Origin of the sequence: Aeromicrobium sp. Leaf350, from assembly GCF_916858655.1 — a bacterium.
Lineage (GTDB): Bacteria > Actinomycetota > Actinomycetes > Propionibacteriales > Nocardioidaceae > Aeromicrobium.
In genome coordinates this window covers 855,759-876,216 of sequence record NZ_CAKASL010000001.1, presented here as the reverse complement: position 1 = coordinate 876,216, position 20,458 = coordinate 855,759, and the positions used below count along the sequence as shown (strand labels likewise).

At 70.8% G+C, this 20,458-nt stretch carries 32 protein-coding genes and 1 tRNA gene; 8 read left to right on the top strand and 25 right to left on the bottom strand.

Annotated features, from left to right (window positions below; translation table 11 throughout):
* Positions 1-39: 39 nt before the first annotated feature.
* The 9 genes from LO931_RS04450 to LO931_RS04410 form a co-directional block, all read right to left on the bottom strand.
* Positions 40-246: a hypothetical protein gene (locus LO931_RS04450; RefSeq protein ID WP_229052050.1), complete on the bottom strand. Its 207-nt coding sequence runs from the start codon at positions 244-246 to the stop codon at positions 40-42.
* 73 nt (positions 247-319) lie between these two features.
* On the bottom strand, positions 320-493 hold the full coding sequence (locus LO931_RS04445; RefSeq protein ID WP_229052048.1) for a CsbD family protein: 174 nt from the start codon (positions 491-493) through the stop codon (positions 320-322).
* A 65-nt stretch (positions 494-558) separates the two neighbouring features.
* Complete coding sequence (locus tag LO931_RS04440; protein ID WP_229052046.1) at positions 559-1,140, bottom strand: alkaline shock response membrane anchor protein AmaP; 582 nt, start codon at positions 1,138-1,140, stop codon at positions 559-561.
* 9 nt (positions 1,141-1,149) lie between these two features.
* Positions 1,150-1,737, bottom strand: a complete 588-nt coding sequence (locus LO931_RS04435) for a DUF6286 domain-containing protein (protein ID WP_229052045.1) — start codon at positions 1,735-1,737, stop codon at positions 1,150-1,152.
* Between the two features lie 45 nt (positions 1,738-1,782).
* Positions 1,783-2,142, bottom strand: coding sequence for an Asp23/Gls24 family envelope stress response protein (locus LO931_RS04430; RefSeq protein WP_229052043.1), 360 nt, complete (start codon positions 2,140-2,142; stop codon positions 1,783-1,785).
* On the bottom strand, positions 2,135-2,311 hold the full coding sequence (locus LO931_RS04425) for a DUF2273 domain-containing protein (protein WP_229052041.1): 177 nt from the start codon (positions 2,309-2,311) through the stop codon (positions 2,135-2,137). The genes LO931_RS04430 and LO931_RS04425 overlap by 8 nt, the downstream gene beginning before the upstream one ends.
* Positions 2,312-2,337: 26 nt before the next feature.
* Positions 2,338-2,634 (bottom strand): hypothetical protein, encoded by a 297-nt coding sequence (locus tag LO931_RS04420; RefSeq protein ID WP_229052039.1) that lies wholly within the window; start codon positions 2,632-2,634, stop codon positions 2,338-2,340.
* 5 nt (positions 2,635-2,639) lie between these two features.
* A complete protein-coding gene (locus LO931_RS04415) occupies positions 2,640-2,951 on the bottom strand; it encodes a hypothetical protein (RefSeq protein ID WP_229052038.1) in 312 nt (103 codons plus the stop codon).
* Positions 2,948-3,385 (bottom strand): Asp23/Gls24 family envelope stress response protein, encoded by a 438-nt coding sequence (locus LO931_RS04410; RefSeq protein WP_229052036.1) that lies wholly within the window; start codon positions 3,383-3,385, stop codon positions 2,948-2,950. Before LO931_RS04410 ends, LO931_RS04415 begins: the two co-directional genes overlap by 4 nt.
* A gap of 186 nt (positions 3,386-3,571) precedes the next feature.
* On the opposite strand from LO931_RS04410, the gene LO931_RS04405 reads away from it, so the two are divergent.
* The 3 genes from LO931_RS04405 (at position 3,572) to LO931_RS04395 (ending at position 5,110) form a co-directional block, all read left to right on the top strand.
* Positions 3,572-4,177: an RNA polymerase sigma factor gene (locus LO931_RS04405; protein ID WP_229052034.1), complete on the top strand. Its 606-nt coding sequence runs from the start codon at positions 3,572-3,574 to the stop codon at positions 4,175-4,177.
* Positions 4,174-4,695, top strand: a complete 522-nt coding sequence (locus tag LO931_RS04400; protein WP_229052031.1) for a hypothetical protein — start codon at positions 4,174-4,176, stop codon at positions 4,693-4,695. The genes LO931_RS04405 and LO931_RS04400 overlap by 4 nt, the downstream gene beginning before the upstream one ends.
* 124 nt (positions 4,696-4,819) lie before the next feature.
* Positions 4,820-5,110, top strand: a complete 291-nt coding sequence (locus tag LO931_RS04395) for a Uma2 family endonuclease (RefSeq protein ID WP_229052029.1) — start codon at positions 4,820-4,822, stop codon at positions 5,108-5,110.
* Between the two features lie 25 nt (positions 5,111-5,135).
* On the opposite strand, the gene LO931_RS04390 is transcribed toward LO931_RS04395, so the two are convergent.
* The 4 genes from LO931_RS04390 to LO931_RS04375 are packed head-to-tail and all read right to left on the bottom strand — an operon-like array spanning position 5,136 to position 8,194.
* The gene (locus LO931_RS04390; protein WP_229052027.1) at positions 5,136-5,768 is read right to left on the bottom strand and encodes an NADPH-dependent F420 reductase; all 633 of its coding nucleotides are present in this window, start codon (positions 5,766-5,768) and stop codon (positions 5,136-5,138) included.
* Positions 5,765-6,817: an LLM class flavin-dependent oxidoreductase gene (locus tag LO931_RS04385; RefSeq protein ID WP_229052025.1), complete on the bottom strand. Its 1,053-nt coding sequence runs from the start codon at positions 6,815-6,817 to the stop codon at positions 5,765-5,767. Before LO931_RS04385 ends, LO931_RS04390 begins: the two co-directional genes overlap by 4 nt.
* Positions 6,818-6,874: 57 nt before the next feature.
* Positions 6,875-7,369, bottom strand: a complete 495-nt coding sequence (locus LO931_RS04380; RefSeq protein ID WP_229052023.1) for a VanZ family protein — start codon at positions 7,367-7,369, stop codon at positions 6,875-6,877.
* Between the two features lie 42 nt (positions 7,370-7,411).
* Entirely contained in the window at positions 7,412-8,194 is a 783-nt protein-coding gene (locus LO931_RS04375) for an AraC family transcriptional regulator (RefSeq protein ID WP_229052021.1), read from the bottom strand.
* A 49-nt stretch (positions 8,195-8,243) separates the two neighbouring features.
* On the opposite strand from LO931_RS04375, the gene LO931_RS04370 reads away from it, so the two are divergent.
* Positions 8,244-8,699 carry a DUF2000 domain-containing protein gene (locus tag LO931_RS04370; RefSeq protein WP_229052019.1) on the top strand — a complete coding sequence of 152 codons (456 nt, stop codon included), beginning with the start codon at positions 8,244-8,246 and terminating at the stop codon, positions 8,697-8,699.
* Between the two features lie 22 nt (positions 8,700-8,721).
* Here LO931_RS04370 and LO931_RS04365 read toward each other — a convergent pair whose 3' ends face one another.
* Both LO931_RS04365 and LO931_RS04360 read right to left on the bottom strand, forming a co-directional pair.
* Positions 8,722-9,162, bottom strand: coding sequence for a hypothetical protein (locus LO931_RS04365; protein WP_229052017.1), 441 nt, complete (start codon positions 9,160-9,162; stop codon positions 8,722-8,724).
* A 22-nt stretch (positions 9,163-9,184) separates the two neighbouring features.
* Positions 9,185-9,748 (bottom strand): RNA polymerase sigma factor, encoded by a 564-nt coding sequence (locus LO931_RS04360; protein WP_229052015.1) that lies wholly within the window; start codon positions 9,746-9,748, stop codon positions 9,185-9,187.
* A gap of 97 nt (positions 9,749-9,845) precedes the next feature.
* Here LO931_RS04360 and LO931_RS04355 point away from each other — a divergent pair, with 97 nt between their 5' ends.
* Complete coding sequence (locus tag LO931_RS04355; RefSeq protein ID WP_229052014.1) at positions 9,846-10,697, top strand: hypothetical protein; 852 nt, start codon at positions 9,846-9,848, stop codon at positions 10,695-10,697.
* 365 nt (positions 10,698-11,062) lie between these two features.
* Here the strand turns inward: LO931_RS04355 and LO931_RS04350 are convergent, their stop codons facing one another.
* From LO931_RS04350 to LO931_RS04330, 5 genes are all read right to left on the bottom strand, one after another.
* Complete coding sequence (locus LO931_RS04350) at positions 11,063-11,413, bottom strand: hypothetical protein (protein WP_229052011.1); 351 nt, start codon at positions 11,411-11,413, stop codon at positions 11,063-11,065.
* Between the two features lie 272 nt (positions 11,414-11,685).
* Positions 11,686-11,761: transfer RNA gene (locus tag LO931_RS04345), tRNA-Lys, on the bottom strand.
* 50 nt (positions 11,762-11,811) lie between these two features.
* Positions 11,812-12,132 (bottom strand): multidrug efflux SMR transporter, encoded by a 321-nt coding sequence (locus LO931_RS04340; protein WP_229052009.1) that lies wholly within the window; start codon positions 12,130-12,132, stop codon positions 11,812-11,814.
* Positions 12,132-12,500 (bottom strand): multidrug efflux SMR transporter, encoded by a 369-nt coding sequence (locus tag LO931_RS04335; RefSeq protein ID WP_229052007.1) that lies wholly within the window; start codon positions 12,498-12,500, stop codon positions 12,132-12,134. Before LO931_RS04335 ends, LO931_RS04340 begins: the two co-directional genes overlap by 1 nt.
* Positions 12,497-13,051 (bottom strand): TetR/AcrR family transcriptional regulator, encoded by a 555-nt coding sequence (locus LO931_RS04330; RefSeq protein WP_229052005.1) that lies wholly within the window; start codon positions 13,049-13,051, stop codon positions 12,497-12,499. The genes LO931_RS04335 and LO931_RS04330 overlap by 4 nt, the downstream gene beginning before the upstream one ends.
* Before the next feature lie 155 nt (positions 13,052-13,206).
* On the opposite strand from LO931_RS04330, the gene LO931_RS04325 reads away from it, so the two are divergent.
* From LO931_RS04325 to LO931_RS04315, 3 genes are all read left to right on the top strand, one after another.
* Complete coding sequence (locus tag LO931_RS04325) at positions 13,207-13,380, top strand: hypothetical protein (protein WP_229052003.1); 174 nt, start codon at positions 13,207-13,209, stop codon at positions 13,378-13,380.
* 86 nt (positions 13,381-13,466) lie between these two features.
* Positions 13,467-14,084, top strand: a complete 618-nt coding sequence (locus LO931_RS04320; RefSeq protein WP_229052000.1) for a DUF47 domain-containing protein — start codon at positions 13,467-13,469, stop codon at positions 14,082-14,084.
* 2 nt (positions 14,085-14,086) lie between these two features.
* Positions 14,087-15,109, top strand: a complete 1,023-nt coding sequence (locus tag LO931_RS04315) for an inorganic phosphate transporter (protein WP_304523494.1) — start codon at positions 14,087-14,089, stop codon at positions 15,107-15,109.
* A 197-nt stretch (positions 15,110-15,306) separates the two neighbouring features.
* On the opposite strand, the gene pstB is transcribed toward LO931_RS04315, so the two are convergent.
* From pstB to LO931_RS04290, 5 genes are all read right to left on the bottom strand, one after another.
* A complete protein-coding gene (gene pstB, locus LO931_RS04310; protein ID WP_229051999.1) occupies positions 15,307-16,086 on the bottom strand; it encodes a phosphate ABC transporter ATP-binding protein PstB in 780 nt (259 codons plus the stop codon).
* A gap of 73 nt (positions 16,087-16,159) precedes the next feature.
* On the bottom strand, positions 16,160-17,233 hold the full coding sequence (gene pstA, locus LO931_RS04305) for a phosphate ABC transporter permease PstA (protein WP_229051998.1): 1,074 nt from the start codon (positions 17,231-17,233) through the stop codon (positions 16,160-16,162).
* Positions 17,233-18,195, bottom strand: coding sequence for a phosphate ABC transporter permease subunit PstC (gene pstC / locus LO931_RS04300; RefSeq protein WP_229051996.1), 963 nt, complete (start codon positions 18,193-18,195; stop codon positions 17,233-17,235). Before pstC ends, pstA begins: the two co-directional genes overlap by 1 nt.
* A gap of 105 nt (positions 18,196-18,300) precedes the next feature.
* Entirely contained in the window at positions 18,301-19,386 is a 1,086-nt protein-coding gene (gene pstS / locus LO931_RS04295; protein WP_229051995.1) for a phosphate ABC transporter substrate-binding protein PstS, read from the bottom strand.
* A 178-nt stretch (positions 19,387-19,564) separates the two neighbouring features.
* The gene (locus LO931_RS04290) at positions 19,565-20,443 is read right to left on the bottom strand and encodes an NUDIX hydrolase (RefSeq protein WP_229051993.1); all 879 of its coding nucleotides are present in this window, start codon (positions 20,441-20,443) and stop codon (positions 19,565-19,567) included.
* Positions 20,444-20,458: the final 15 nt, after the last annotated feature.

Here is a 20,458-nt window from a genome sequence, read left to right as displayed (position 1 = left end):
GGAGGCGGCCTCACACCTGTCGCGTGCCGTGGCAGGTCGTCAGCGGGGAGCGCGGCTCTCGGCCACCTTGCGACGAGCGATCGGGACCCCGAGCCGGCCGAGTGCGGACCAGACGGCGCGCGCGGCGAGTCCGACGACCTTGCGGGCCAGGCGGCCGAAGAATCCGATCAGCTTCCACACGAGCCAGCCGATGGCCGTGAAGATGTTCGTGCGGGCCTTCTGCTGCGCCTTCGTCCTGCGTGCCATCTCTGCTCTTCTCCTCGGGTCGGGTGGGGTGTCGTCGGCGGTGCCGCGAGGCACCGCCGACGACGGGGACGACTTACTTCTTGAAGGCGTCCTTGATGTTCTCGCCGGCCTTCTTGACCGACGCCTTGCCCTGGTCCTTCTTGCCCTCGGCCTCGAGGTCCTTGTTGTCGGTGGCGTCGCCGACGACCTCCTTGGCCTTGCCGACGAGGTCCTCGGCTGCGTTCTTCGCCTTGTCCGCGATTCCCATGACTGTCTCCTTCGGTGGCGGTGGTGCTGCGACCCGGCGGGCGCCGGGACGGATGGGGGTGCGCCTCAGCGGGCGCGGGGGAGGGTCCGGCCTCGGGCCGCGACCTTGAGTCGGAGGCTGCAGCGCAGGTCGTCGCGCTCCAGCACGGTGAGGAGCTGCGACGAGACCTCGTCCGCACGTCGCGCCAGCAGTGCGAGGTCGGAGTCCGGCTCGATCGTCGCGTCGATGCGGGCCACGAGCTGGCCCCGGTCGCGGACGACGGACCCCTTCGCGCTCCGGACGCCCAGGGTGTCGGCATAGGCGTCCGCCGCGGCGCCGACGACCTTCGAGGCGGAGGCCTCGAGTCGTCCGGTGGTGTCGCTCGACCCCAGCCGCAGGCGGGACACGGTGTTGGGCGTGAGGTGCGCGGCGATCCAGCGCAGCGCGACCAGCGCGATCACGACCCCCACTGCGGCGGCGGTCCAGCCGAACCAGTCCTTCGCGACGAGGTCGGCGACGGTCGAGGTGTCGCTGGTGGTCGGCAGGGTGCGCCCGTCGACGGATCGTCCGCTCCACCACCAGACGGCGGTGGCGCCGCCGGCCAGCAGGACGAGGGCGAGGACGAACGTGGCGAGGCGGTCGATCAGCAGCGTCTTGCGTGTGGTCATGTCCGCTCCTCAGATCTCGTCGTGACGGATGGTGACGGACACGGCCGGCCGGCGCTCGAGGGCGTCGCCGACCGAGCGCAGCCGCTCCTCGATGGCGGCTCGCGTCTCGGCGTCGCGGTCCGGGGTGGCCACCGAGGTCGCGGTGACGCGGATGCGACGTCGACTCACCGTGACCGTGGTGTCGGTGACGGCGTCGGTGCCGTCGACTGCGGCGTCGACCACGCGGCGCAGGTCGCGGCGGCGCAGGTGCGCACCGGTCGTCGTCGCCAGCGGGATGCCCTTGCGCGGCCGCGGCTTCACCGAGATCGACGCGAGCAGCAGTCCGAGCACGATGCTGACGACTCCGACGACCAGGACCAGCGGGGTCCCGCCGTCGAGCCCGTCGAGGCCGTCGACGGCGGTGGTCAACCACGAGGTCCCGGAGACCGTGCCGGTCAGGACCAGCAGGTGCTGGACGGCGACGGCCGCGAGGCACACCAGCGCGAGCGCCAGCAGCTGGGCGACCAGGGGAGAGGCGCCCGTGCCGACCGGCGCCTTGCCGGCGCGCAGTGGCGCGACCGGCTCGGCGGCCGCTTCAGGCAGTGGGGTCGTGGTCATGTCGTTCCTTCTTCGGGGCGGTGGGTGGGACGGACTGGTGCAGCGTCAGACGACGCGTCGGGCGGCGGTCTCCAGGTGCACCACGTCGGCGACGGTGACGTCGACGCGGGAGACCTGCGTGCCGGTCAGGTCGACGACTCGGCTCGTCACGTGATCGCGCACCTGGGCGGCGAGGCGGGACAGAGGCGTGGGCCAGGTGGCCGCCACCTCGACGGTGATCCGTGTGGTCCCGCCGGCCACGACCGCGTCGGCGTGGGGCAAGCCCTTGCGGACGAGCTTGGTCCAGCCGGACCGGGTGTCGACCACTGCTTCCATCTCGGCGGCGGCGATCGAGGCGACGCGGGACACGACCTTGTCGGCGATCGTGGTGCGGCCTCGTTCTGCAGCCGGCGCCAGCTCAGCCACGACGTCGTCCGAGCAGGGCCGAGAGGTCGACCTCGCCGTCGACGTGGCCGCCCACGAGGTAGCCGGCGGACCCGAGGACGAGCGCGATCAGGAAGCCGGTGAAGCCGCCTGCGGCGATGGCGATGGCGAGGAGGAGGCCGGCGATGAGGCCGACGGTGGAGGTGGTCATGAGGTGCTCCTTGGTGGGGTGGTGCTTCAGAGGTCGAAGTAGTGACGGCGCCCGGGCCGGCCGCGCGTCAGGCTCGCCCGCACGGCGCGGACCGCGCGGACCAGGACCCCGGGACGCGCGGTCACGATGACGTCGCCGCGGTGGTGACGCGGTTGGTCGAGGTCGCGGTAGAACGCGTCGTTCTCGCGCAGCTCCTGCTGCAGGAGGGCCGGGTCGCCGCCCCGGTCGGGGTGGTGGAGCCGGACGATCGACCGCCGGTCGCGCCGCCACCGCTCGCGCAGCTCGGGCGATGACGGCCCGGCGTAGCTGTCGGTGTCGGCCATGGTGATCACTCCTGGTCGGTCCGGGCGGGGACGACGTCCTCGACGAAGACCTGCACCGGGGTGTCCACGAGGGGCGACACGGCGGTCGCGACCGCGGCTGCGAGGTCGGGGATGGGCGAGCCCATCACGACGGCCAGGTGCACCTCGGTCAGGTCGCCGGCGAGGCGAATGCCCGCCACGCGGCGGCCGGGGAGGTAGGTCCCGACCTCCCCGAACGAGCCGGCGTGCAGGCCGTGGACGCCGGGCACGGCGAGTGCTGCGGCGGCGACCTGGTCGGCGAGCTCGTCGGGGGTGTCAGCGTCGGGGGCCGGGCTCACTGGACCCGCGGCTCGCTGTCGTCATCGTTGTCCTCGGAGGCGATGTGCACGTCCTGCACGTCGATGTTGACCTCGACGACGCTCAGGCCGACCATGCGCTCGACCGAGTTGATGACGTTGGTGCGGATGCCGGCGGCGAGGTCGGTGATGGAGACACCGAACTCGGCGACGAGCTGGATGTCGATCGCGGCCTCCTTCTCGCCGACCTCGACCGAGATGCCCTGGCCGTGGTTGGTCGAGCTGCCCGGGATGCGCTCGCGCAGGGCGCCGACGGCGCGGGCGGCGCCGCCACCGAGGGAGTGGACGCCGTTGACCTCACGGGTCGCGATGCCGGCGATCTTCGACACGACGGTGTCGGCGATGGTGGTGCGGCCCTGGGTGCTCTCGAGGGCGCCACCGGTGGTCGGGGTCTTGACGACGGTCTTCTCGCTCACGTTGATCATTCCTGTTCACGTTCGTGCTGAGTACTTCGGACAGGAGTGAGACGGGTCGAGATCGCGGATCGTCACGGTCGGGTGACGCATGTCACATGGCGTGCGGCTCTCGGGTGTTGATGTCACTCTCGTTTACCTAGTTGAAACATCGCGCACTGCCTGAGCGAGCTACCGAGAAGAGACCGAGTGAGCGCCGAGAAGCCGTCAGCCCCACCGGTGGGTGACGCCTCGGACCACGCGCTCGCCCGGCGCGCGGGCCTGGGCGATCGTGAGGCATTTGCCGAGCTCTTCGCCCGCCTGTTCCCGGGGACGCTGCGCTACGCAACGCACCTGCTGGACGGGGATGCCAGGGCTGCGGAGGACGTCGTGCAGGAGGCGTGGATCAAGGCCTGGCGCGCCCTGCCCGACTTCGCCGGCCGCTCCACGGTGCAGACCTGGTTGTTCACGATCGTGCAGCGCGGGACGTACGACCGGCGCCGCCGCCGGCGGCCCCTCGCCGTGGACGACGACCTCCTGGAGCCGCTGGCCCTGCGGGCCTCCCAGAACCGTCCGGCTCCGTCCTCGCGGACCGATCCGGAACGGGAGTACCTGCAGCGGGAGCTGTGGGAGACCTTGCAGCTGGCTCTGAGTGAACTACCGTGGACCCAGCGGTCGGCCTGGATGCTGCGCGAGCTCGAAGACCTCTCCTACGCGGAGATCGCCCAGGTCCTGGACACGACGCCCACCGTGGTGCGCGGACAGCTGCACCGGGCCCGACGCACCTTGGCGATCAGGATGGAGCAGTGGCGATGAGCGAGCTGGAGGAGGTGCCCGACGGCGTCGACCTGCCGCGCGGCGAGGCCGACCTCGCCGCCGCTGCGCGTCAGCTGCGTGCCGTGCCGGCCGGTCCTCGGGCCGTGGAGGTCGCCAACCGGGTCCTGCAGCGCGCCCTCGCGGCGCCGCGGCGCTCCGTCATGATCCGGGCCGCCGCACCGCACGAGCACCTCCGCGTCTCCTCGATCGCCGTGACCGCGATCGTGCGGGAGCGGCTCGACGAGGCGCTCGTCGACGCCGCCGTGCGCCACGTCGTGCTCGACGTCGACCGCGACGGACTGCTGAGCTCGGTCACGGTCGACCTCGTCGTGCGGTACGGCACGGTCGTCGCCGACGTCGGTGAGCAGGCGCGGGCGCTGGCCCGGCAGGCGCTGGACGAGACCCTCGGTCGGCCCGAGCCGGGCGGAGAGGTGCCGATCGCGATCGGCCACGCGCACGTCTCCGACGTCACCGTCGGCGACCCGCACCTCGTCGACCCGGCCGACGAGCGCGCCTGACCCTGCGGAGCGGATCCGTCCACCCGGCTGCTGTCTCGACAGTCCGCGCATCGGGGCCGGGGGACGGCGCTGGTCCGTCGTTGGATCGTGGTCGTGTGCGAGGAGGAGATCTACCATGAGCGCCATGTCCACCGAGGTTCCGGCGGTCCCGTCGCGAGGGCGGCCCTTCACGAGGGCCGACCTGGAGTCCTTGCCCGATGACGGACGCCGGTACGAGCTGCTCGACGGGGTGCTGGTCGTGAGTCCGGCGCCGCGGGTGAGCCACCAGATCGCCTCGGCGCGGCTGTTCACGATGCTGCAGGACGCGGCCGCCCCGGCGGGACTGCTCGCGCTGTACGCCCCGGTCGACGTCGCTCTCGCCGACGACACGGCGTCGGCGACGCGCCCTTCGAGGTCACCGAGCCGTTCGCTCTGAGCCTCGTGCCGTCGACGCTCCTCGCCTAGCGCGGAGCGGCCGTCAGCTCGCGCAGCTCGTCCGCCGTGACGTTCGCGCCGAAGGCCGGAGTGCCCGGCTCGAGGCGGGCGCCGTCGGACAGGCGTCCGATCGTGACCGGGTCGAAGCCCAGGCTGTCGACCAGGGCCGACACCATGGCGACGTCGGCGGGGTCGTCGCCGGCGACGGCGATGGCCTTGCGACCGGCCGAGCCGTGGGGGCGCGACTCGTCCTCGAGGTCGTGATACCCCATGTGGTTGAACGCCTTGACGACCCGCGACGCGGGCAGGTGGTCCTGCACGATCTCGCTGGTGGAGGTCTTCGGGTTCGCGAGGTCGTCACGGAGCCCGTCGATCTCCCACCAGTAGTTCATGGCGTCGACGACGACCTTGCCCGCCAGGGGCGCGGGGTCGACGCGGTCGTGCTTGCCGAGGGGGAGGGCGAGCACGACGACGTCGGCGTCCGTGACCGCGGAGGTGGCGTCCGTCGCGGTGGCGCCGGGCGCCAGGATCTCCACGGTCAGGGCGATCGCCGCCGGCTCGCGGGACGACGCGATGCGCACGTCGTGGCCCGCTCGCGCGGCGAGCCGGGCCAGGACGAGCCCGAACTTGCCCGCGCCCAGGATGCCGATCGAGCTCACGACGTCACCGGCACGGCGTCCTGCGCGAGCAGCTCGCGGACCCGCGGGATCACCTCGGTGCCGAAGAGCTCGACGGAGCGCAGTCGCGCCGACGCCGGGATGCTGCCCTGGCTGTAGATGAGGTCGAACCGGCCGACGTCGAGCTGACCGAGCGCACCCGCGATGCGGCGTGCCACGGTCTCGGGCGAGCCCAGGTACATCGAGCCCTGCGCGATCTCGGACTCGAAGTCGCGGCGACGCATGGGCGGCCAGCCGCGCTGGGCACCGATGCGGTCGTGCAGGACCTTGTAGCGGGGCCAGACGATCTCGGCGGCCTCCGCGTCGGTCTCGGCCACGAACCCGGGGGAGTGCATGCCCACGGGCAGTGCCGTGGTGCCGAGCTGCTCGGCCGCGCGGCGGTAGAGGTCGACGTAGGGGGCGAAGCGCGCCGGGGAGCCGCCGATGATGGCCAGCATCAGCGGCAGACCGTAGCGGGCCGTGCGGATGACCGACTCGGGCGAGCCGCCGACGCCGACCCAGGTGTCGAGGCGGCCGGACTCGGTCTTCGGGTGCACGTCCGCGTTGTCGAGGGCGGCGCGGGTCGTGCCGCTCCACGTGACGGGCTGCTCCTCGAGGAGCTTCGAGAACAGCTCGAGCTTCTCCTCGAAGAGCGTGTCGTACTGCGCCATGTCGTACCCGAAGAGCGGGAACGACTCGGTGAAGGAGCCGCGTCCGAGGATCACCTGCGCGCGGCCGTTCGAGAGGGCGTCGACGGTCGAGAACCGCTGGAAGACGCGCACGGGGTCGTCGGAGGAGAGCACCGTGACGCCCGAGGCGAGGGTGATGCGCTCGGTGCGCGTGGCGATGCCGGCGAGGACGGTCTCGGGGCTCGAGATCGCGTACTCCGGGCGGTGGTGCTCGCCCAGGGCGATGACGTCGATGCCGACCTGGTCGGCCAGCACGGCCTCGTCGAGGACCTGGCGGATCGCCTGGGCGGGCGTCAGCAGGTCGCCGTGGTCGTCCTCCGGCACGTCGCCGAAGGTGTCGATCCCGAAGGTCACGTCACGCATGAGGGGTCCCATCGCAGAAATTGAACTTTCATCTACCTTAACGGCTCCGACGGGGATTCATTCCCGCGCGGCGGCCGGCTCGCCCCGGCGGTCGAGGTGCAGGGCGAGTGCGGCGACCGCAGCCCCGAGCAGGGCGCCGAGGGTGTTGTAGAGCCAGTCGTTCGTGGAGCAGCTGCGACCGAGCGGTGTCACGAGGGCTTGCACCCCCTCGATCAGGACTGACGAGGCGCTGGCGCCCAGCAGGGTCGGGACCGGCCGTCGGGTCAGGAGCGAGGCCAGCGCGACCGCAGGCACGAACAGGATGGCGTTGGCGATCAGCTCGACCCGGCCGAGCGCGGGCCACGACCACTCGGCGACGCACCGGACGCCCAGGTCGGACCCGCTCGGCGTGAGGGTCAGCAGGGCGATCGCCACCAGCGACGCGGCGAGCAGGACCTGCGTGGTCCGACGTCGGCGCACCAGCAGCACGCCCAGCGGAGGACCGGCGACGACCAGCAGGCCGAGGCCGGCGGTGGTCAGCCAGGGGTGCTCGACCAGGATCGTCGTGATCACCGCTGAACGGTACCGGGAGCGCGGAGGGCGGGGGCGCGTCGGTCAGGGCCGCGCGAAGGCTCCCGGCGTCGCCCCGAGGACCCTGCGGAAGTGGCGCGTCATGTGGGACTGGTCGTGGAAGCCGGCCGCGGTCGCTGCGGCTGCCGCTGACTCCCCGCGGACGAGGAGGCGCCGCGCGCGGTCGACCCGCCGGCCGGTGACGTACTGGTGGGGAGGGATGCCGTAGGTCTGCACGAACACGCGGGTCAGGTGCCCGGGGTGGGCGTGCAGGAGGCGGCCGGCCTCGGCCACCGTCACGGTTGCCGGAAGGTGGTCGTCGAGCAGGTCCCGGAGGCGACGGGCGAGCGGGGCGTCACGCAGGTGCTCCGGAGCCGTGCGGTCGAGCTCTCCGCGGACCACGTCGCCGAGCATCAGCACGCCGTGCTCGGCGGCGGTCTCGTCGCCAGGCGAGCGCAGTGCCTCGTGGATGCCGACGGCGAGACGCGACGCCCGAGGAGCGCGGAGCGCGGGGCGCAGGGCCGTGGGCCCGGCGAGCGCGTCGGGGAGCCAGTCGCCGTCCAGGTAGAGCGCGCGCTTCGTGAAGGAGGTGCCTCGTTCGGCGGAGCGACCGTCGTGGGCGACGTGCGGGGGCAGGATCGTCAGGGTGCCCGGCTCGGTCCGGTGGCCCCTGCGGTCGAGGTGGTAGTCGACGGCACCGTCGTCGACCAGCAGCACGGTCCACGCGTCGTGGGTGTGCATCGGATACGCGTGCTCCTCGAAGGTCGCGTGCAGGACCTCGCGCACCAGGGGCACTCCCGGTTCCCAGGCGCGAACGGACTCGACCACGCGTCAAACGTACAAGCCAAGGTCGTCCCGACGGTTCGAGAATCGACGTGTGAGCACCTCCGAGACCACTCCCGCGACCACCCCCGCAGCAGCTCCACGCTTCGACACGAAGGTCGTGGTGCTGCTCCGCGACGACCTCCTGCCGTGGCAGGAGCTGAACGTGACGGCGTTCCTGACGAGCGGCGTCGCGACGAGCGAGCCCGGCCTCGTCGGAGAGCCGTACGTCGACGCCGACGCGACGGAGTACCTCCCGATGCTGCGCCAGCCGGTGCTCGTCCTCGCGGGCGACGCCGAGCTCCTCGCGACCGCGCGCGCGAAGGCGATCGGGCGGGGGATCGCCACGGCGATCTACACGCGCGAGCTCTTCTCGACCGGGCACGACGCCGCCAATCGCGCCGCGGTCGCCGCGGTCGGTTCGGCAGACCTCGACCTGGTCGGCATCGCCCTGCGCGGTCCGAAGAACGCCGTCGACAAGGTCGTCAAGGGTGCTCGCATGCACGGCTGACGGCAGGTCCTGCGGCCCCGGGCTAGTCCGGCTCCCAGCCCTCGACGACACGGACCGGGATGCCTCTCGACTCCCACAGCGCGATGATCGCGGGGTTGTCGTCCCAGGCCTCCACGACCTCGTAGCGGCGGCGGATGCGCTGCAGGATGTCGCGCTTGACCTCGACGTCGCGGCGGCCGTCCTTGTCGCCGCGCATGTAGAGCTCGTCGGACGGGATGTCGTGCAGGGCGAGCCAGAAGCCGGTCGGGTGGCGCCACCTCTCCTTGCGTGCGGTGACCACCAGCACGGCCAGCCCCTCGGCCCGTGCGCGGCGGGCCGCGTCGGCGACCTCGACGTGCGGCGGACACGCGAGGGCGTCGGAGTGGAAGGCATTGAAGTCCTTCTTGCGACCCCGCACGTGGTGGCGGACCGAGCTGACGTCGCAGAGCGTGCCGTCGACGTCGAAGATCGCGGCCCGGCGCACGGCTCCATGCTATCGACGCGCCTCAGACCTCCTGCGTGATGATCGAGCGGAGCCGGTCGAGGCAGCGGCCGCGCATCGGTCCGATCCCGCCGATCGAGCGCCCCATGTCGGCGGCGATGTCGGCGTAGCTCGGCTCCTCGGAGTCGAAGTAGAGGGCGAGCAGCAGCTCGCGGCACGTGCCGCCCAGGGTTGCCAGGGCGTCGTGGACGGCGGTCTGGGTGTCCCAGAGCTCGTAGGGATCCTGACCCGTCGCCTCGGCGGCGGTCTCGAGCGGGAGGTCGCGGCGCGACGTGGAGCGGGCGCGCCAGGCCTGGCGTCGGGCGACGGTCATGAGCCACGACGCGAGGCGGGTGTCGTCCTCGAGCCGGTGCAGCGAGTCGATCAGGGCGACGAAGGTCGTCTGGGTGACGTCGGCGGCATCCTCGCGACTGGTGCCGTTGCGGAGCGCGACGGAGAAGACCAGGCGCTCGTAGCGCGCGACCAGCAGGTCCCACGCCTGCCCGTCGCCGGTGCGGCATCGCTCGAGCAGCACCGAGTCGGTCGGTGCGGCGAGCACGCGTCTCGGCGCGCGAGCACACGGTTCCATGTGGCTCTCCTCGCTCGGATGGATGGGTCGCGAGGACGGTAGGACCGAAGAATTCACTTCTGGCCCGGCGCAAGTGAAAGCGCGAGAGAATCTGCCCATGACGGACCTCACCGGGACGGGGACCTTCGCGACCGTGCTCGACGAGGCGATCCGTGCACGCCGGATGACGCTCCAGCAGGTGCGAGAGAGGCTGATCGCCGTCGGGCACCCGATATCGCTGGCGTCGTTGTCGTACTGGCGCGCAGGTCTGCGTGAGCCCGAACGTCGGCGCTCGCTCGAGGCCGTCCCCGAGCTCGAGCGGGTGCTCGATCTGGGGGAGGGCGACCTGGGCGGCCGGCTCGCCCGCGGCGGCGCGGAGCGTCCGCGTCCGTTCGACGAGCTCGTGGGCGAGCCGACGCTGCAGAGTCTCGTCGGTGAGGCCGACGTCGACCGGGTGGTCTTCCAGATGACCGTGGACGTGGGACCGGAGCGGGAGGTCCAGCGCGTCCGTCTCGTGCAGATCTTCGTCGCTCGTCGGGCCGACGTCGAGGGCGTCACCATCTTCGCCGGGCCCGACAAGGGCACCCAGGACAACGACGTGGTGCTGCGCGCCGTCAGCGGCTGCTCGGTCCAGAACGCGGAGCGGCTCGGCAACGGGATCATCGGAACGACGATCACGTTCGAGCGTCCGCTGAGCGAGGGCGAGGCGGTCGTCACCGAGTGCGAGGCGGTCGTCGACGGTCGGCCCGACCTGGAGACCGAGTACGGGCTCGTGGCCGAGCAGCGACTCGAGGAGGCCATAATCTGGGTCAGGTTCCACCCCGACTGCCTGCCGGCGAGGGCCTGGGTCTGGTTCGACGAGGACGGCCTGCAGCACGCCTGGCCCGTGTCGCTCGACGGTGCGACCGGACTCCACTACCGCCAGACGGACTTCGGTCCCGGATCGCTCGGTGCCCGCTGGGAGTGGTGATCACGGCGCCGGGGGCGCCTCGGCTGTCAGGGGGAACGCGCACCGTCGGCGGTGGGGTAGTTGCGAGACTCGATCCTTCCTCGGATAGCAAGGGCTGAATTGGGCTGCTCGAGTCGGCTTCCCACAGAGATGCGCGTCGCTTCCCACGAACCCCGCGTTCTGGCTGCAACTGCAGCGCTCATTCGATTCGGGTGAGCACCCGCGGCCCGAGTAGTGCGACGGGTGTGTCGCGACTGGTAGGAACGTCCGCTCAGGATGCCGGACGCACGGACGATCCTGCTTGATGGGCCGCGGGTCAGGCTCCTGGCGGCTTGGGCGTGAGCGGACCCGCGAGGAGGGTCGCTTGCAAGTGACGGTCCCCGAGGTCAGATCAGTTTTCTCTGGAGGCCCCGCAGGATTGAGATGGTGTTGACGTCTTCGAGGCCGGTCGTGGTGGGCCAATCAACGCCAACTCCCAAGACGTCGCTCACGAATGCGATCTCGGTGCCGAGGAGCGCCCGCCTCCAATCCGTCTGCGACATGGGTGACCCGGTGCGAATGGATTCGGACATGCGGTCACGTTCAGAGCGAAAACTTTCCGCGTCGGCGAAACCAATGAGGCTGGCGATCCTGTCGGTCATTGTTGCCAGCCCTCCCCACTCTCCCAAGCCACGCAGCAACAGAGTGCGCTCGTCGTTGCTCAGGTGCGGATTCAGCGATGCCCCAGCGTCGATCATTTCCGTATCGTGTCACCCGCCGGATCACGATGGGCCGGGTCCGTACCGGCCGGGACGGTTCATCCAGCTTGCCTGTCGTGGATCGCGGATCGCGTCGGTCGGCTGCCGGGACAACACATCCGAAGCGGGAGGGACTGCTGCAGCGATAGGTGACAGTCGGGGTGAGGCCGCCAGGGTGGTGGGGGCGGGCCAACGGAGTGCGCTCGCTCGACCGGTGAAGGGATCCCGTGCACGCTCTGACTGCAATGCGAGCGAACCATTTGATCGTTCGTTGGTAGGCCCCGTGGGACTCGAACCCACAACCCGCGGATTAAAAGTCCGCTGCTCTGCCAGTTGAGCTAGAGGCCCTGGCGGGGTTCAGTCTGCCACCGTCGGCGGGTGCCCCGCGCCGTACCGGGTCAGTGCGTGGCTCCGAGCTCCACCAGCAGCACGCCGGTGGCGATCAGCACGATGCCCAGGCTCATGACCCAGGTCAGCGCCTCCTGGAACAGGATCCGCGACAGGACCGCCGTCAGGGCGACGCCGCTGGCGGCCCAGATGCCGTAGGCGACGCCGAGGTTCATGCCCTCGGACAGGCTGAGGCTGAGCGCCGTGAAGGCCGCGAGGTACCCGACGCCGACCACGCCGAACCACGCCCGCGAACCCGTGCTCGCCATGCGGAGCGACAGGGTGGCGGCGACCTCGGTGAGGATCGCGACCACGAGGTAGACCCACTCCATCAGCGGTCGCCTCCCTGGTTCACGTCGGGCGCGGCGGTCCGGGAGCGCGCCGCCTGGGACCCGAGCTCGACCAGCAGCACGCCGCCGATGATGACGACGATGCCAAGCCCCATCAGGGGCGTGAGCGGCTCGTCATAGATGGCGGCGGACAGCATCGCCGTCAGGGCGACGCCGCACGCCGCCCAGATGCCGTAGGCCGCGCCCAGCGGCATGCCCTGCCCGAGGGCGGCGAACAGGAACGTGAAGGCGGCGACGAACCCGACCGCAACGACGACGTAGAGCGCCGGTCGGTCGAGCGCGCCCTTCAGGGACAGCGAGGCCGTCACCTCGCTGCCGATGGCGCCGGCGAGCAGGAGCCACTTCTTCACGACGGGTTCCGTCCGATCAGGTCGAGGGCGGTCGCGAGCAGGGCCTCGCGGTCCTCCGGGGGCACCGGGAGGGTCGAGGTCGCGTCGGCGAACCACGAGCCGTCGGCCATCAGGCGGACGGCCTGCAGTCGAGCACGCTCCTCGGCGGGGAGGTCGCTGGGCACGTGCACCCACGGTGCGAACCGCGTGGCCCAGCGCTCGGCCATCTGCTCGCGCAGGCGCGGGTCGCTGAAGAGGACGAGGTCGGCCGCGTCGTGCTCGAAGGACAGGGCCCAGCGGGCGTAGGCGGCGATCCGGTCGGAGGCCTCGGCCGCGGCCGGACCCTGGGGGAGCAGCTCGGCGAGGGTCGTCTCGTGGCGGTCGAGCACGTGGTCGACGAGGGCGGCGACGAGCGCCTCCTTCGTGGCGAAGTGGTACATGAGACCGGGCTTGGTGACGCCGGCGGCGCGGGCAGCCGACTCGAGCGAGAGGGACTCGCCGTCGCGCACGACGCCGAGCGCCGCGTCCAGCAGGGCGGGCCGCTGCGAAGGGCGGTGAGCAGGTTCGGGCATGGTACTTACTTTACCAACCGGAAGGTCAAGTAAGTCAAGTTCGGCGGGCTACCACCACCGAACCTCCCGGGTCCTCCGTCCGGTCACTGGATTGGTCCGCGTGGTGCGGGGCGCAGCGTTACTCTGATCCTCTCGGGGGAGAAGGTAGGGAGGACATGACGGAGCCGCTGGACGAGCGCCTGCGTGACGACACGGCGCTCGATGAGATCGAGCTGACGAGCAAGCTCATGATCGCGGCCACCGACGCGGACGAGCCCCTCTCGCAGGACCAGGTCGACCAGATCCTGGGCCTCGGCGACGACGCCGACCACCCCGCGGACGAGGGCTGACGGGCCAACTCACGCGGTCACGTTGGTGACCAGCCGGTGAACCCCTAGCATGGTCACGGCCAACTGACCGTTGACAGGAGCAAGGCGTGCGCTTCCGCATCCGACCGGTGGAGACGACCTTCTACGATCTCTTCTCCGAATCCGCCAGCCACCTCGTGGCCGGCTCCGACCTGTTGGCGAGCATCCTCGCCGACGGCGTCGATCGCGAGGCGCTGTCGAACAGCATGCGCGACGCCGAGCACCAGGCCGACGAGACGACCCACCGCATCGTCCGCCTCGTGAACAGCACGTTCGTCACGCCCTTCGACCGCGAGGACATCTACTCCCTCGCCAGCGCCCTGGACGACGTCATGGACTTCATGGAGGAGGCGGTCGACTCGATCGTCCTCTACGACGTCACCGAGTTCCCGCCGCACTTCGCCGACCAGCTCGACGTCCTGCAGCGCGCCTCGCGGCTCACCGCCGACTCGATGCCACGCCTGCGCACCATGAAGGACCTCGACGAGTACTGGATCGAGATCAACCGGCTCGAGAACGAGGGCGACCGCAACCACCGCCGGATCCTGGCCCACCTCTTCGGCGGCTCGTACAAGGCGATGCAGGTCCTGAAGATGAAGGACGTCGTGGAGTCCGTCGAGCAGGCGATCGACGCCCTGGAGACGGTGGCCAACATCGTCGAGCAGATCGCCGTCAAGGAGTCCTGAGGGTGGACCTCGTCCTGGCGATGGTCATCGCCGTCGTGGTCATCGCCCTGGTGTTCGACTACACCAACGGCTTCCACGACGCCGCCAACGCGATCGCCACCTCCGTCTCCACGCGCGCGCTGACACCGCGTGTCGCCCTCGCGATGGCGGCGATCCTGAACTTCGTGGGCGCCCTCCTGGGCGTGAAGGTCGCCGAGACCATCCAGGAGCTCATCGACATCGACGGCGTCACCAGTGTGTCCGACTCCGACCGGGCCCACGCCCTGACGATCGTCCTCGCGGCCCTCATCGGCGCGATCACCTGGAACCTCATCACCTGGTACTTCGGCATCCCGTCGTCGTCCTCGCACGCCCTCATCGGCGGCATCGTCGGCGCGGGCATCGCCTCGGCCACGACCGTCTCGTGGGACCTGCTGGTCGAGAAGGTCGCCATCCCGATGGTGCTCTCACCCCTGCTGGGCTTCGCCGGCGCGTTCATCGTGATGACCGGGATCATGTGGGGCTTCCGCAAGGCGAACCCGCACAAGGTCACCCGCGGGTTCCGTCACGCCCAGACGGTCTCGGCCGCCGGCATGTCCCTCGGACACGGCCTGCAGGACGCCCAGAAGACGATGGGCGTCATCGTGCTGGCCCTGGTGGCCGGTGGCTACTCCGACGGCGACGGGGTGCCGCTCTGGGTCATCATCGCTGCGGCCTCGGCGATCGCGGCCGGCACCTACTCGGGCGGTTGGCGCATCATGCGCACCCTGGGGCGCCGCATCATCGACCTCGACCCGCCCCGCGGGTTCGCCTCCGAGAGCGTCGCGGCCACCGTGCTCTACGTCATGGCGATCGGCCTGCACGCGCCCGTCTCGACGACCCACACGATCACCTCGGCGATCATGGGCGCCGGGGCCACCAAGCGCATCAGCGCGGTGCGCTGGGGCGTGGCCCGCGGCATCGTGGTCGCGTGGGTCGTGACGATCCCCGCGGCCGCCTCTGTGTCGGCCCTGACCTACTTCGTCGTCCGCACCTTCCTGCCGTAGTTCTCGGCAGGTCAACGCTCCCGACGGACCCGACAAGCGGGCACGGACGAGTCGGCGGGGCGGGGGCGGTGAGCAGCCAACCGCTCAGCGGGTCCAGAAGGTTGCTGGCTCACCGCCGCCCGGCGGGGGCAGGGGTGGGAACTGCGAAGGCCCCCTGCTGGCGCAGGGAGCCTTCGTCGTGCGTGCGGGAGCTCGGCTCAGCCGAACCGGCCCTGGATGTAGGCCTCGGTGGCGGGGTTGTCGGGGTTGGAGAAGATCTTCTCCGTGCGACCCGACTCGACCAGCTTGCCGGGCTGACCCACGCCCGCGAGGTTGAAGAACGCCGTGTCGTCGCTGACGCGGGCGGCCTGCTGCATGTTGTGGGTCACGATGACGATCGTGTACTCGGTCTTGAGCTCGTGGATCAGGTCCTCGATGACGCTCGTCGAGATCGGGTCGAGGGCCGAGCAGGGCTCGTCCATCAGCAGGATCTCGGGCTGCACCGCCACCGCGCGAGCGATGCACAGACGCTGCTGCTGACCACCCGAGAGGCCCGAGCCGGGACGGTCCAGACGGTCCTTGACCTCGGCCCACAGGCCGGCCTGGCGCAGCGCCCGCTCGACCGTGGTGTCGGCCTCGGACTTCTTCATCTTCTTGCTGTTGAGCTTCTGCCCGGCGAGCACGTTGTCGTAGATGCTCATCGTCGGGAAGGGGTTCGGGCGCTGGAAGACCATGCCGATCATGCGGCGGACGTTGACCGGGTCCATGTCGGCGCCGTAGAGGTCGTTGCCGTCGACGAGCACCTTGCCGTCGACGTGGGCGCCCTTGATGACTTCGTGCATGCGGTTCAGCGAGCGCAGGAAGGTCGACTTGCCGCAGCCCGACGGGCCGATGAAGGCCGTGACGGACTTCTGGGGGATCGTGATGTTGACGCCCTCGACGGCGAGGAAGTCCCCGTAGTAGATGTTCAGGTCCGAGACGTCGATGCTCTTGGCCATCGGTTTTCCTTTCAGAGCCCGAGCCGCGCGGCGCGGTCGGTCAGGTCGGGGGAGGAGACGAGGTGCGGGCGACTCATCGCTCGCCCTTGGGGGAGAAGAAGTAGCTCACGGCGCGGGCGACGAGGTTCAGCAGCATCACGATGATGATGAGCACCAGGGCGGCGCCCCAGCCCCGGTCGATGCTGGCCTCCGGCGGGACGCCGGGGAACTTCACCGAGAAGTACGTGAACACCGGCAGCGTCGTCATGCGCTCGGAGAACAGGTTGAAGTTCACCGAGTCGGTCAGGCCCGCGATGATCAGCAGCGGCGCGGTCTCGCCGATGACACGGGCGATCGCGAGGGTCACACCTGTCACGATGCCCGAGATCGCCGTCGGGAGCACGACCTTGACGACGGTGCGCCACTTCGGCACGCCGAGCGCGAAGGCAGCCTCGCGGAGCTCGTTGGGCACGAGCTTCAGCATCTCCTCGCACGCCCGCACGACGATCGGCACCATGAGCACCGCCAGCGCGACCGCGCCGCCGATGCCCAGTCGGATGCCCTCGCCGAAGAAGATCACGAAGAGCGCGTAGGCGAAGAGGCCGGCGACGATCGACGGGATGCCCGTCATGACGTCGACCAGGAAGGTGATGGAGCGCGAGAGCCGGTTGCCGTCGCCGTACTCGACGAGGTAGATCGCCGTGAACAGGCCGATCGGCACCGAGATGATCGTGGCGGCCGCCGTGATGAGCAGCGTGCCGACCAGCGCGTGGTAGATGCCGCCGCCCTCGCCGACGACGTTGCGCATCGAGTAGGTGAAGAACTCGGCGCTGAGCTGCGGTCCGCCGCGGCTGATGACCAGCCACAGGATCGAGCCCAGCGGGATCAGTGCCAGGCCGAACGCGCTGGAAACCAGCAGCGTCACGGTGCGGTCGCTGGCCTTGCGGCCACCCTCGACCACGCGGGAGGCGATGGGCAGCGCCCAGGTGAGGGCCCAGCCGATCAGCACGGCCTGCGCGATCGAGACGGCACCGCTGACGGCCAGCAGCACGCCGACCACGGCGGCGCCGGCGACGATGGCCTTCGGGACCCACAGGGGCAGCTGGTGCTCCTGCAGCTCGCTCTTGAGGTCGAAGGGCTCAGGCGTCTTCTGAAGCGTCGTGGTCATCAGTTGGCTCCCGAGAAGTCCTTGCGACGCTCCACGATGGCGCGTGCGGCGAAGTTGGCGGCGAAGGTGATCACGAACAGCACGAGGCCGGTGGCGATCAGCACGTTGGTGAAGGTGCCGAAGGCCTCGGGGAACTGCAGCGCGATGTTGGCGGCGATCGTGCTCGGGTTGGTGCTGCCGATCAGGTTGAACGTCACGACGCCCGAGGCGGAGAGGACCATGGCGACGGCCATCGTCTCGCCGAGCGCGCGGCCGAGGCCGAGCATCGAGGCCGAGACGATGCCGGAGCGGGCGTAGGGGAAGACCGCGAGGCGGACCATCTCCCAGCGCGTCGCACCGAGGGCCAGGGCGGCCTCCTCGTGCAGGCGGGGGGTCTGCAGGAAGATCTCGCGGCAGATCGCGGTGATGATCGGCAGGACCATGACGGCGAGCACCAGGCTCGCAGTCAGGATGCTGTTGGCCGAGACGCCGCCGGAGGGGTTGCCCGCGAAGAACGGGATGAACCCGAAGGTGTCGGCGAGCCACTGGTAGAACGGCGCGAGCTCGCGCGAGAGGAACAGCAGGCCCCAGAGGCCGTAGACGACCGACGGCACGGCGGCCAGGAGGTCGATGACGTAGCCGAGCGTCGAGCTCAGGCGTCGGGGGGCGTAGTGCGAGATGTAGAGCGCCACGCCGATCGCGACGGGCACGGCGATGATGAGCGCGATGAACGCGGCCCAGACGGTGCCGAAGACCAGGGGCCAGACGTAGGCGAAGAAGCCCTTGCCGCCGGTCTTGCCGCCGATCTCGTCGGCGGAGGCCGTGATGCCGGGGAGTCCCTCGAGCGTCAGGAACACCGCGACGCCCAGGAGCGTCAGCAGGATCAGGATGCCGGCGCTCGTGGAGAGGGCCTCGAAGATGCGGTCGCCTGGACGGCGAACGGGACGAGGGGCTTCCTTCTCCCGCTCGGTCGTGCTGCTCACGGCGTTCCTACTTTCCGAAGAACTGGTGGTCGTGGTGGGGGTGGACCCCGTCGGGGGCCGGCCCGTGAGGTCTTCAGACTCTCACTGACCGGCCCCCGAACGGAATCAGCCTGCCGAGATCGTCTCGACGGCGTCCTGGGCCTGCGTGGCGATGTCGCCACCGATCGGCGCGGCGCCGGCGTCCTCAGCCGCCTTCGCCTGGCCCTCCTCGCTGACGAGGTAGGCCAGCCAGCCCTTGACGAGCTCGGCCTTCGCCTCGTCCTCGTAGGTCTGGCAGGCGATCGCGTAGGAGACCAGGACGACCGGGTAGACGCCGGCCTCCTCCGTCGCGCGGTCGATCTCGAGCGCGAGGTCGGTCTCGCCACGACCCTCGATGGGCGCGGACTTCTCGAGGATCGCGGCAGCGGCCTCGGGCGAGTACTCGACGAAGTCCTCGCCGACCTTGACGGCGGCGGTGGACAGGTCGCCGGCCTGGCTGGCGTCGGCGTAGCCGATCGAGTTGGCGGTGGCGCCGACGCGATCGATCATGCCGGCGGTGCCCTGGGCGCTCTCGCCCTCCGGGGTCGGCCAGGTCTCGACCTCACCCGCGGTCCACGAGCCGCCCGAGGTCTCCTCGAGGTAGGCCGTGAAGTTCTTGGTGGTGCCCGAGTCGTCGGAACGGTGGACCGTCACGATGGGGTCGGACGGCAGGTCGGCGTCCGGGTTGTCCGCGGCGATGGCCGGGTCGTTCCAGGTCGTGATGGTGCCCTCGAAGATGGCGCCGATGGTCTGGGCCGAGAGGTTGAGCGAGTCGACGCCCTCGAGGTTGAAGACGACCGCGATGGGGCTGACGTAGACGGGGACCTCGACGATCTCGCCGCCGCAACGCTCCTTGGCCGCCGCGAGCTCCTCGTCGTCGAGGGGCGCGTCGGAACCGGCGAAGTCGACGCCGCCGGCGATGAACTGCTCACGGCCGCCGCCCGAGCCGACCGGGTCGTAGTTGACCGTGGCGTCGGGGTTCTCGGTCTGGAAGGAGGACTTCCACGCAGCGACGGTGGCCTGCTGCGAGCTGGCGCCCGCGCCGTTCAGCGTGCCGGACAGGTCGCCGGAGCCGGAGGACTCCTCGTTGCCGGCGCCACAGGCACCGAGCACGAGGGCGAGGGAGAGGACGGCCGCGGCGGAGACCGAGGCTCGCAGGGTGTTGCGCTTCACGTGAATTTCCCTTCAGGGGAACGGGGGGACTGACGTGGTGACGCTAGGGAGGCCAGGTGTATCGGGGCCCCGAGCTGGGTGAACGAGACGTGAACGATCCGGGAACGGTCCCGCAGCTCCGGTGGGGTTCCGGGCGCAGGGGGTGTCCGTCAGGTAACGAAGGTCACTCCCGACGGGGCTACGGCAGGCGTTCGGTCGAGACGACGCGGCCGTGCCGGTGGTGCACCACGACGCCCTCGCCGGGGGCGAGGTCGAGCGGCTTGAGCCCGACGGCGTCGAAGGCCCCCATCAGCGTCGGCAGGTGGCTGCACAGCACCGTGAGCCCGCGGCGGGCCATCGCCTCGCGGATGACGGCCGCGATCGCGGCCGGGGGTGCGCTCTCGACGAGGCGGCGGTCGAGCGTGACGGGCTGACCGACGTGGGTGGAGAGGGGCTCCAGGGTCTGGCGGCAGCGCAGTGCGGGGCTCGCGAACATCCGGAGCGGTCCGTACGGCGCGAGGGTCTGCCCCAGGTCGTCCGCCTGGCGCAGGCCGAGCTCGGTCAGCGGCCGGTCGTGGTCGTCGCCGCGCCACCGGCCGGCGGACGCGGCCTTGCCGTGGCGCAGCAGCACGAGCGACCGCGCCCTGTGGTGGCCCGCGTCGCGGCGCCCGCGGAACGCGGCGAGCAGGTCGCGGTCGTGGCTGTAGGTCAGCAGGTCGCGCGCCACGCGGGGGCGGGCCCAGCGCACCTCGTCGACCTCCTTGTTCGGCACGAACGCGCCCGGGTCGACCGCGTCGGGCTGTGCCGTCCAGTAGTGCACGATCTTCGGGCCGGCCCCGACGCGGTACCTCACGGCGGGCAGCGGCACGCCGAGGTGGACCCGGAAACCCGTCTCCTCCTCGATCTCGCGGACCGCGGTGCGCTGCACGGGCTCGCCGTCGTCGCGCTTGCCCTTGGGGAAGGTCCAGTCGTCGTACCGGGGCCGGTGTGCCACGAGGACCTCGACGCCGTTGCGGGAGCCGGCGCGGGGGCGCCAGACGATCCCGCCAGCGGCCACGATGGTTCGCTCGCGCGTCATGGTCGTATTGTCCTA

Bases quoted from the DNA above. Each gene is read 5' to 3' on its own strand.
- LO931_RS04450 (WP_229052050.1), bottom strand. From the start codon at position 246: ATGGCACGCAGGACGAAGGCGCAGCAGAAGGCCCGCACGAACATCTTC.
- LO931_RS04445 (WP_229052048.1), bottom strand. From the start codon at position 493: ATGGGAATCGCGGACAAGGCGAAGAACGCAGCCGAGGACCTCGTCGGC.
- LO931_RS04440 (WP_229052046.1), bottom strand. From the start codon at position 1,140: ATGACCACACGCAAGACGCTGCTGATCGACCGCCTCGCCACGTTCGTC.
- LO931_RS04435 (WP_229052045.1), bottom strand. From the start codon at position 1,737: ATGACCACGACCCCACTGCCTGAAGCGGCCGCCGAGCCGGTCGCGCCA.
- LO931_RS04425 (WP_229052041.1), bottom strand. From the start codon at position 2,311: ATGACCACCTCCACCGTCGGCCTCATCGCCGGCCTCCTCCTCGCCATC.
- LO931_RS04420 (WP_229052039.1), bottom strand. From the start codon at position 2,634: ATGGCCGACACCGACAGCTACGCCGGGCCGTCATCGCCCGAGCTGCGC.
- LO931_RS04400 (WP_229052031.1), top strand. From the start codon at position 4,174: ATGAGCGAGCTGGAGGAGGTGCCCGACGGCGTCGACCTGCCGCGCGGC.
- LO931_RS04395 (WP_229052029.1), top strand. From the start codon at position 4,820: ATGTCCACCGAGGTTCCGGCGGTCCCGTCGCGAGGGCGGCCCTTCACG.
- LO931_RS04385 (WP_229052025.1), bottom strand. From the start codon at position 6,817: ATGCGTGACGTGACCTTCGGGATCGACACCTTCGGCGACGTGCCGGAG.
- LO931_RS04360 (WP_229052015.1), bottom strand. From the start codon at position 9,748: ATGGAACCGTGTGCTCGCGCGCCGAGACGCGTGCTCGCCGCACCGACC.
- LO931_RS04355 (WP_229052014.1), top strand. From the start codon at position 9,846: ATGACGGACCTCACCGGGACGGGGACCTTCGCGACCGTGCTCGACGAG.
- LO931_RS04350 (WP_229052011.1), bottom strand. From the start codon at position 11,413: ATGATCGACGCTGGGGCATCGCTGAATCCGCACCTGAGCAACGACGAG.
- LO931_RS04340 (WP_229052009.1), bottom strand. From the start codon at position 12,132: ATGGAGTGGGTCTACCTCGTGGTCGCGATCCTCACCGAGGTCGCCGCC.
- LO931_RS04330 (WP_229052005.1), bottom strand. From the start codon at position 13,051: ATGCCCGAACCTGCTCACCGCCCTTCGCAGCGGCCCGCCCTGCTGGAC.
- LO931_RS04325 (WP_229052003.1), top strand. From the start codon at position 13,207: ATGACGGAGCCGCTGGACGAGCGCCTGCGTGACGACACGGCGCTCGAT.
- pstB (WP_229051999.1), bottom strand. From the start codon at position 16,086: ATGGCCAAGAGCATCGACGTCTCGGACCTGAACATCTACTACGGGGAC.
- pstA (WP_229051998.1), bottom strand. From the start codon at position 17,233: ATGACCACGACGCTTCAGAAGACGCCTGAGCCCTTCGACCTCAAGAGC.
- LO931_RS04290 (WP_229051993.1), bottom strand. From the start codon at position 20,443: ATGACGCGCGAGCGAACCATCGTGGCCGCTGGCGGGATCGTCTGGCGC.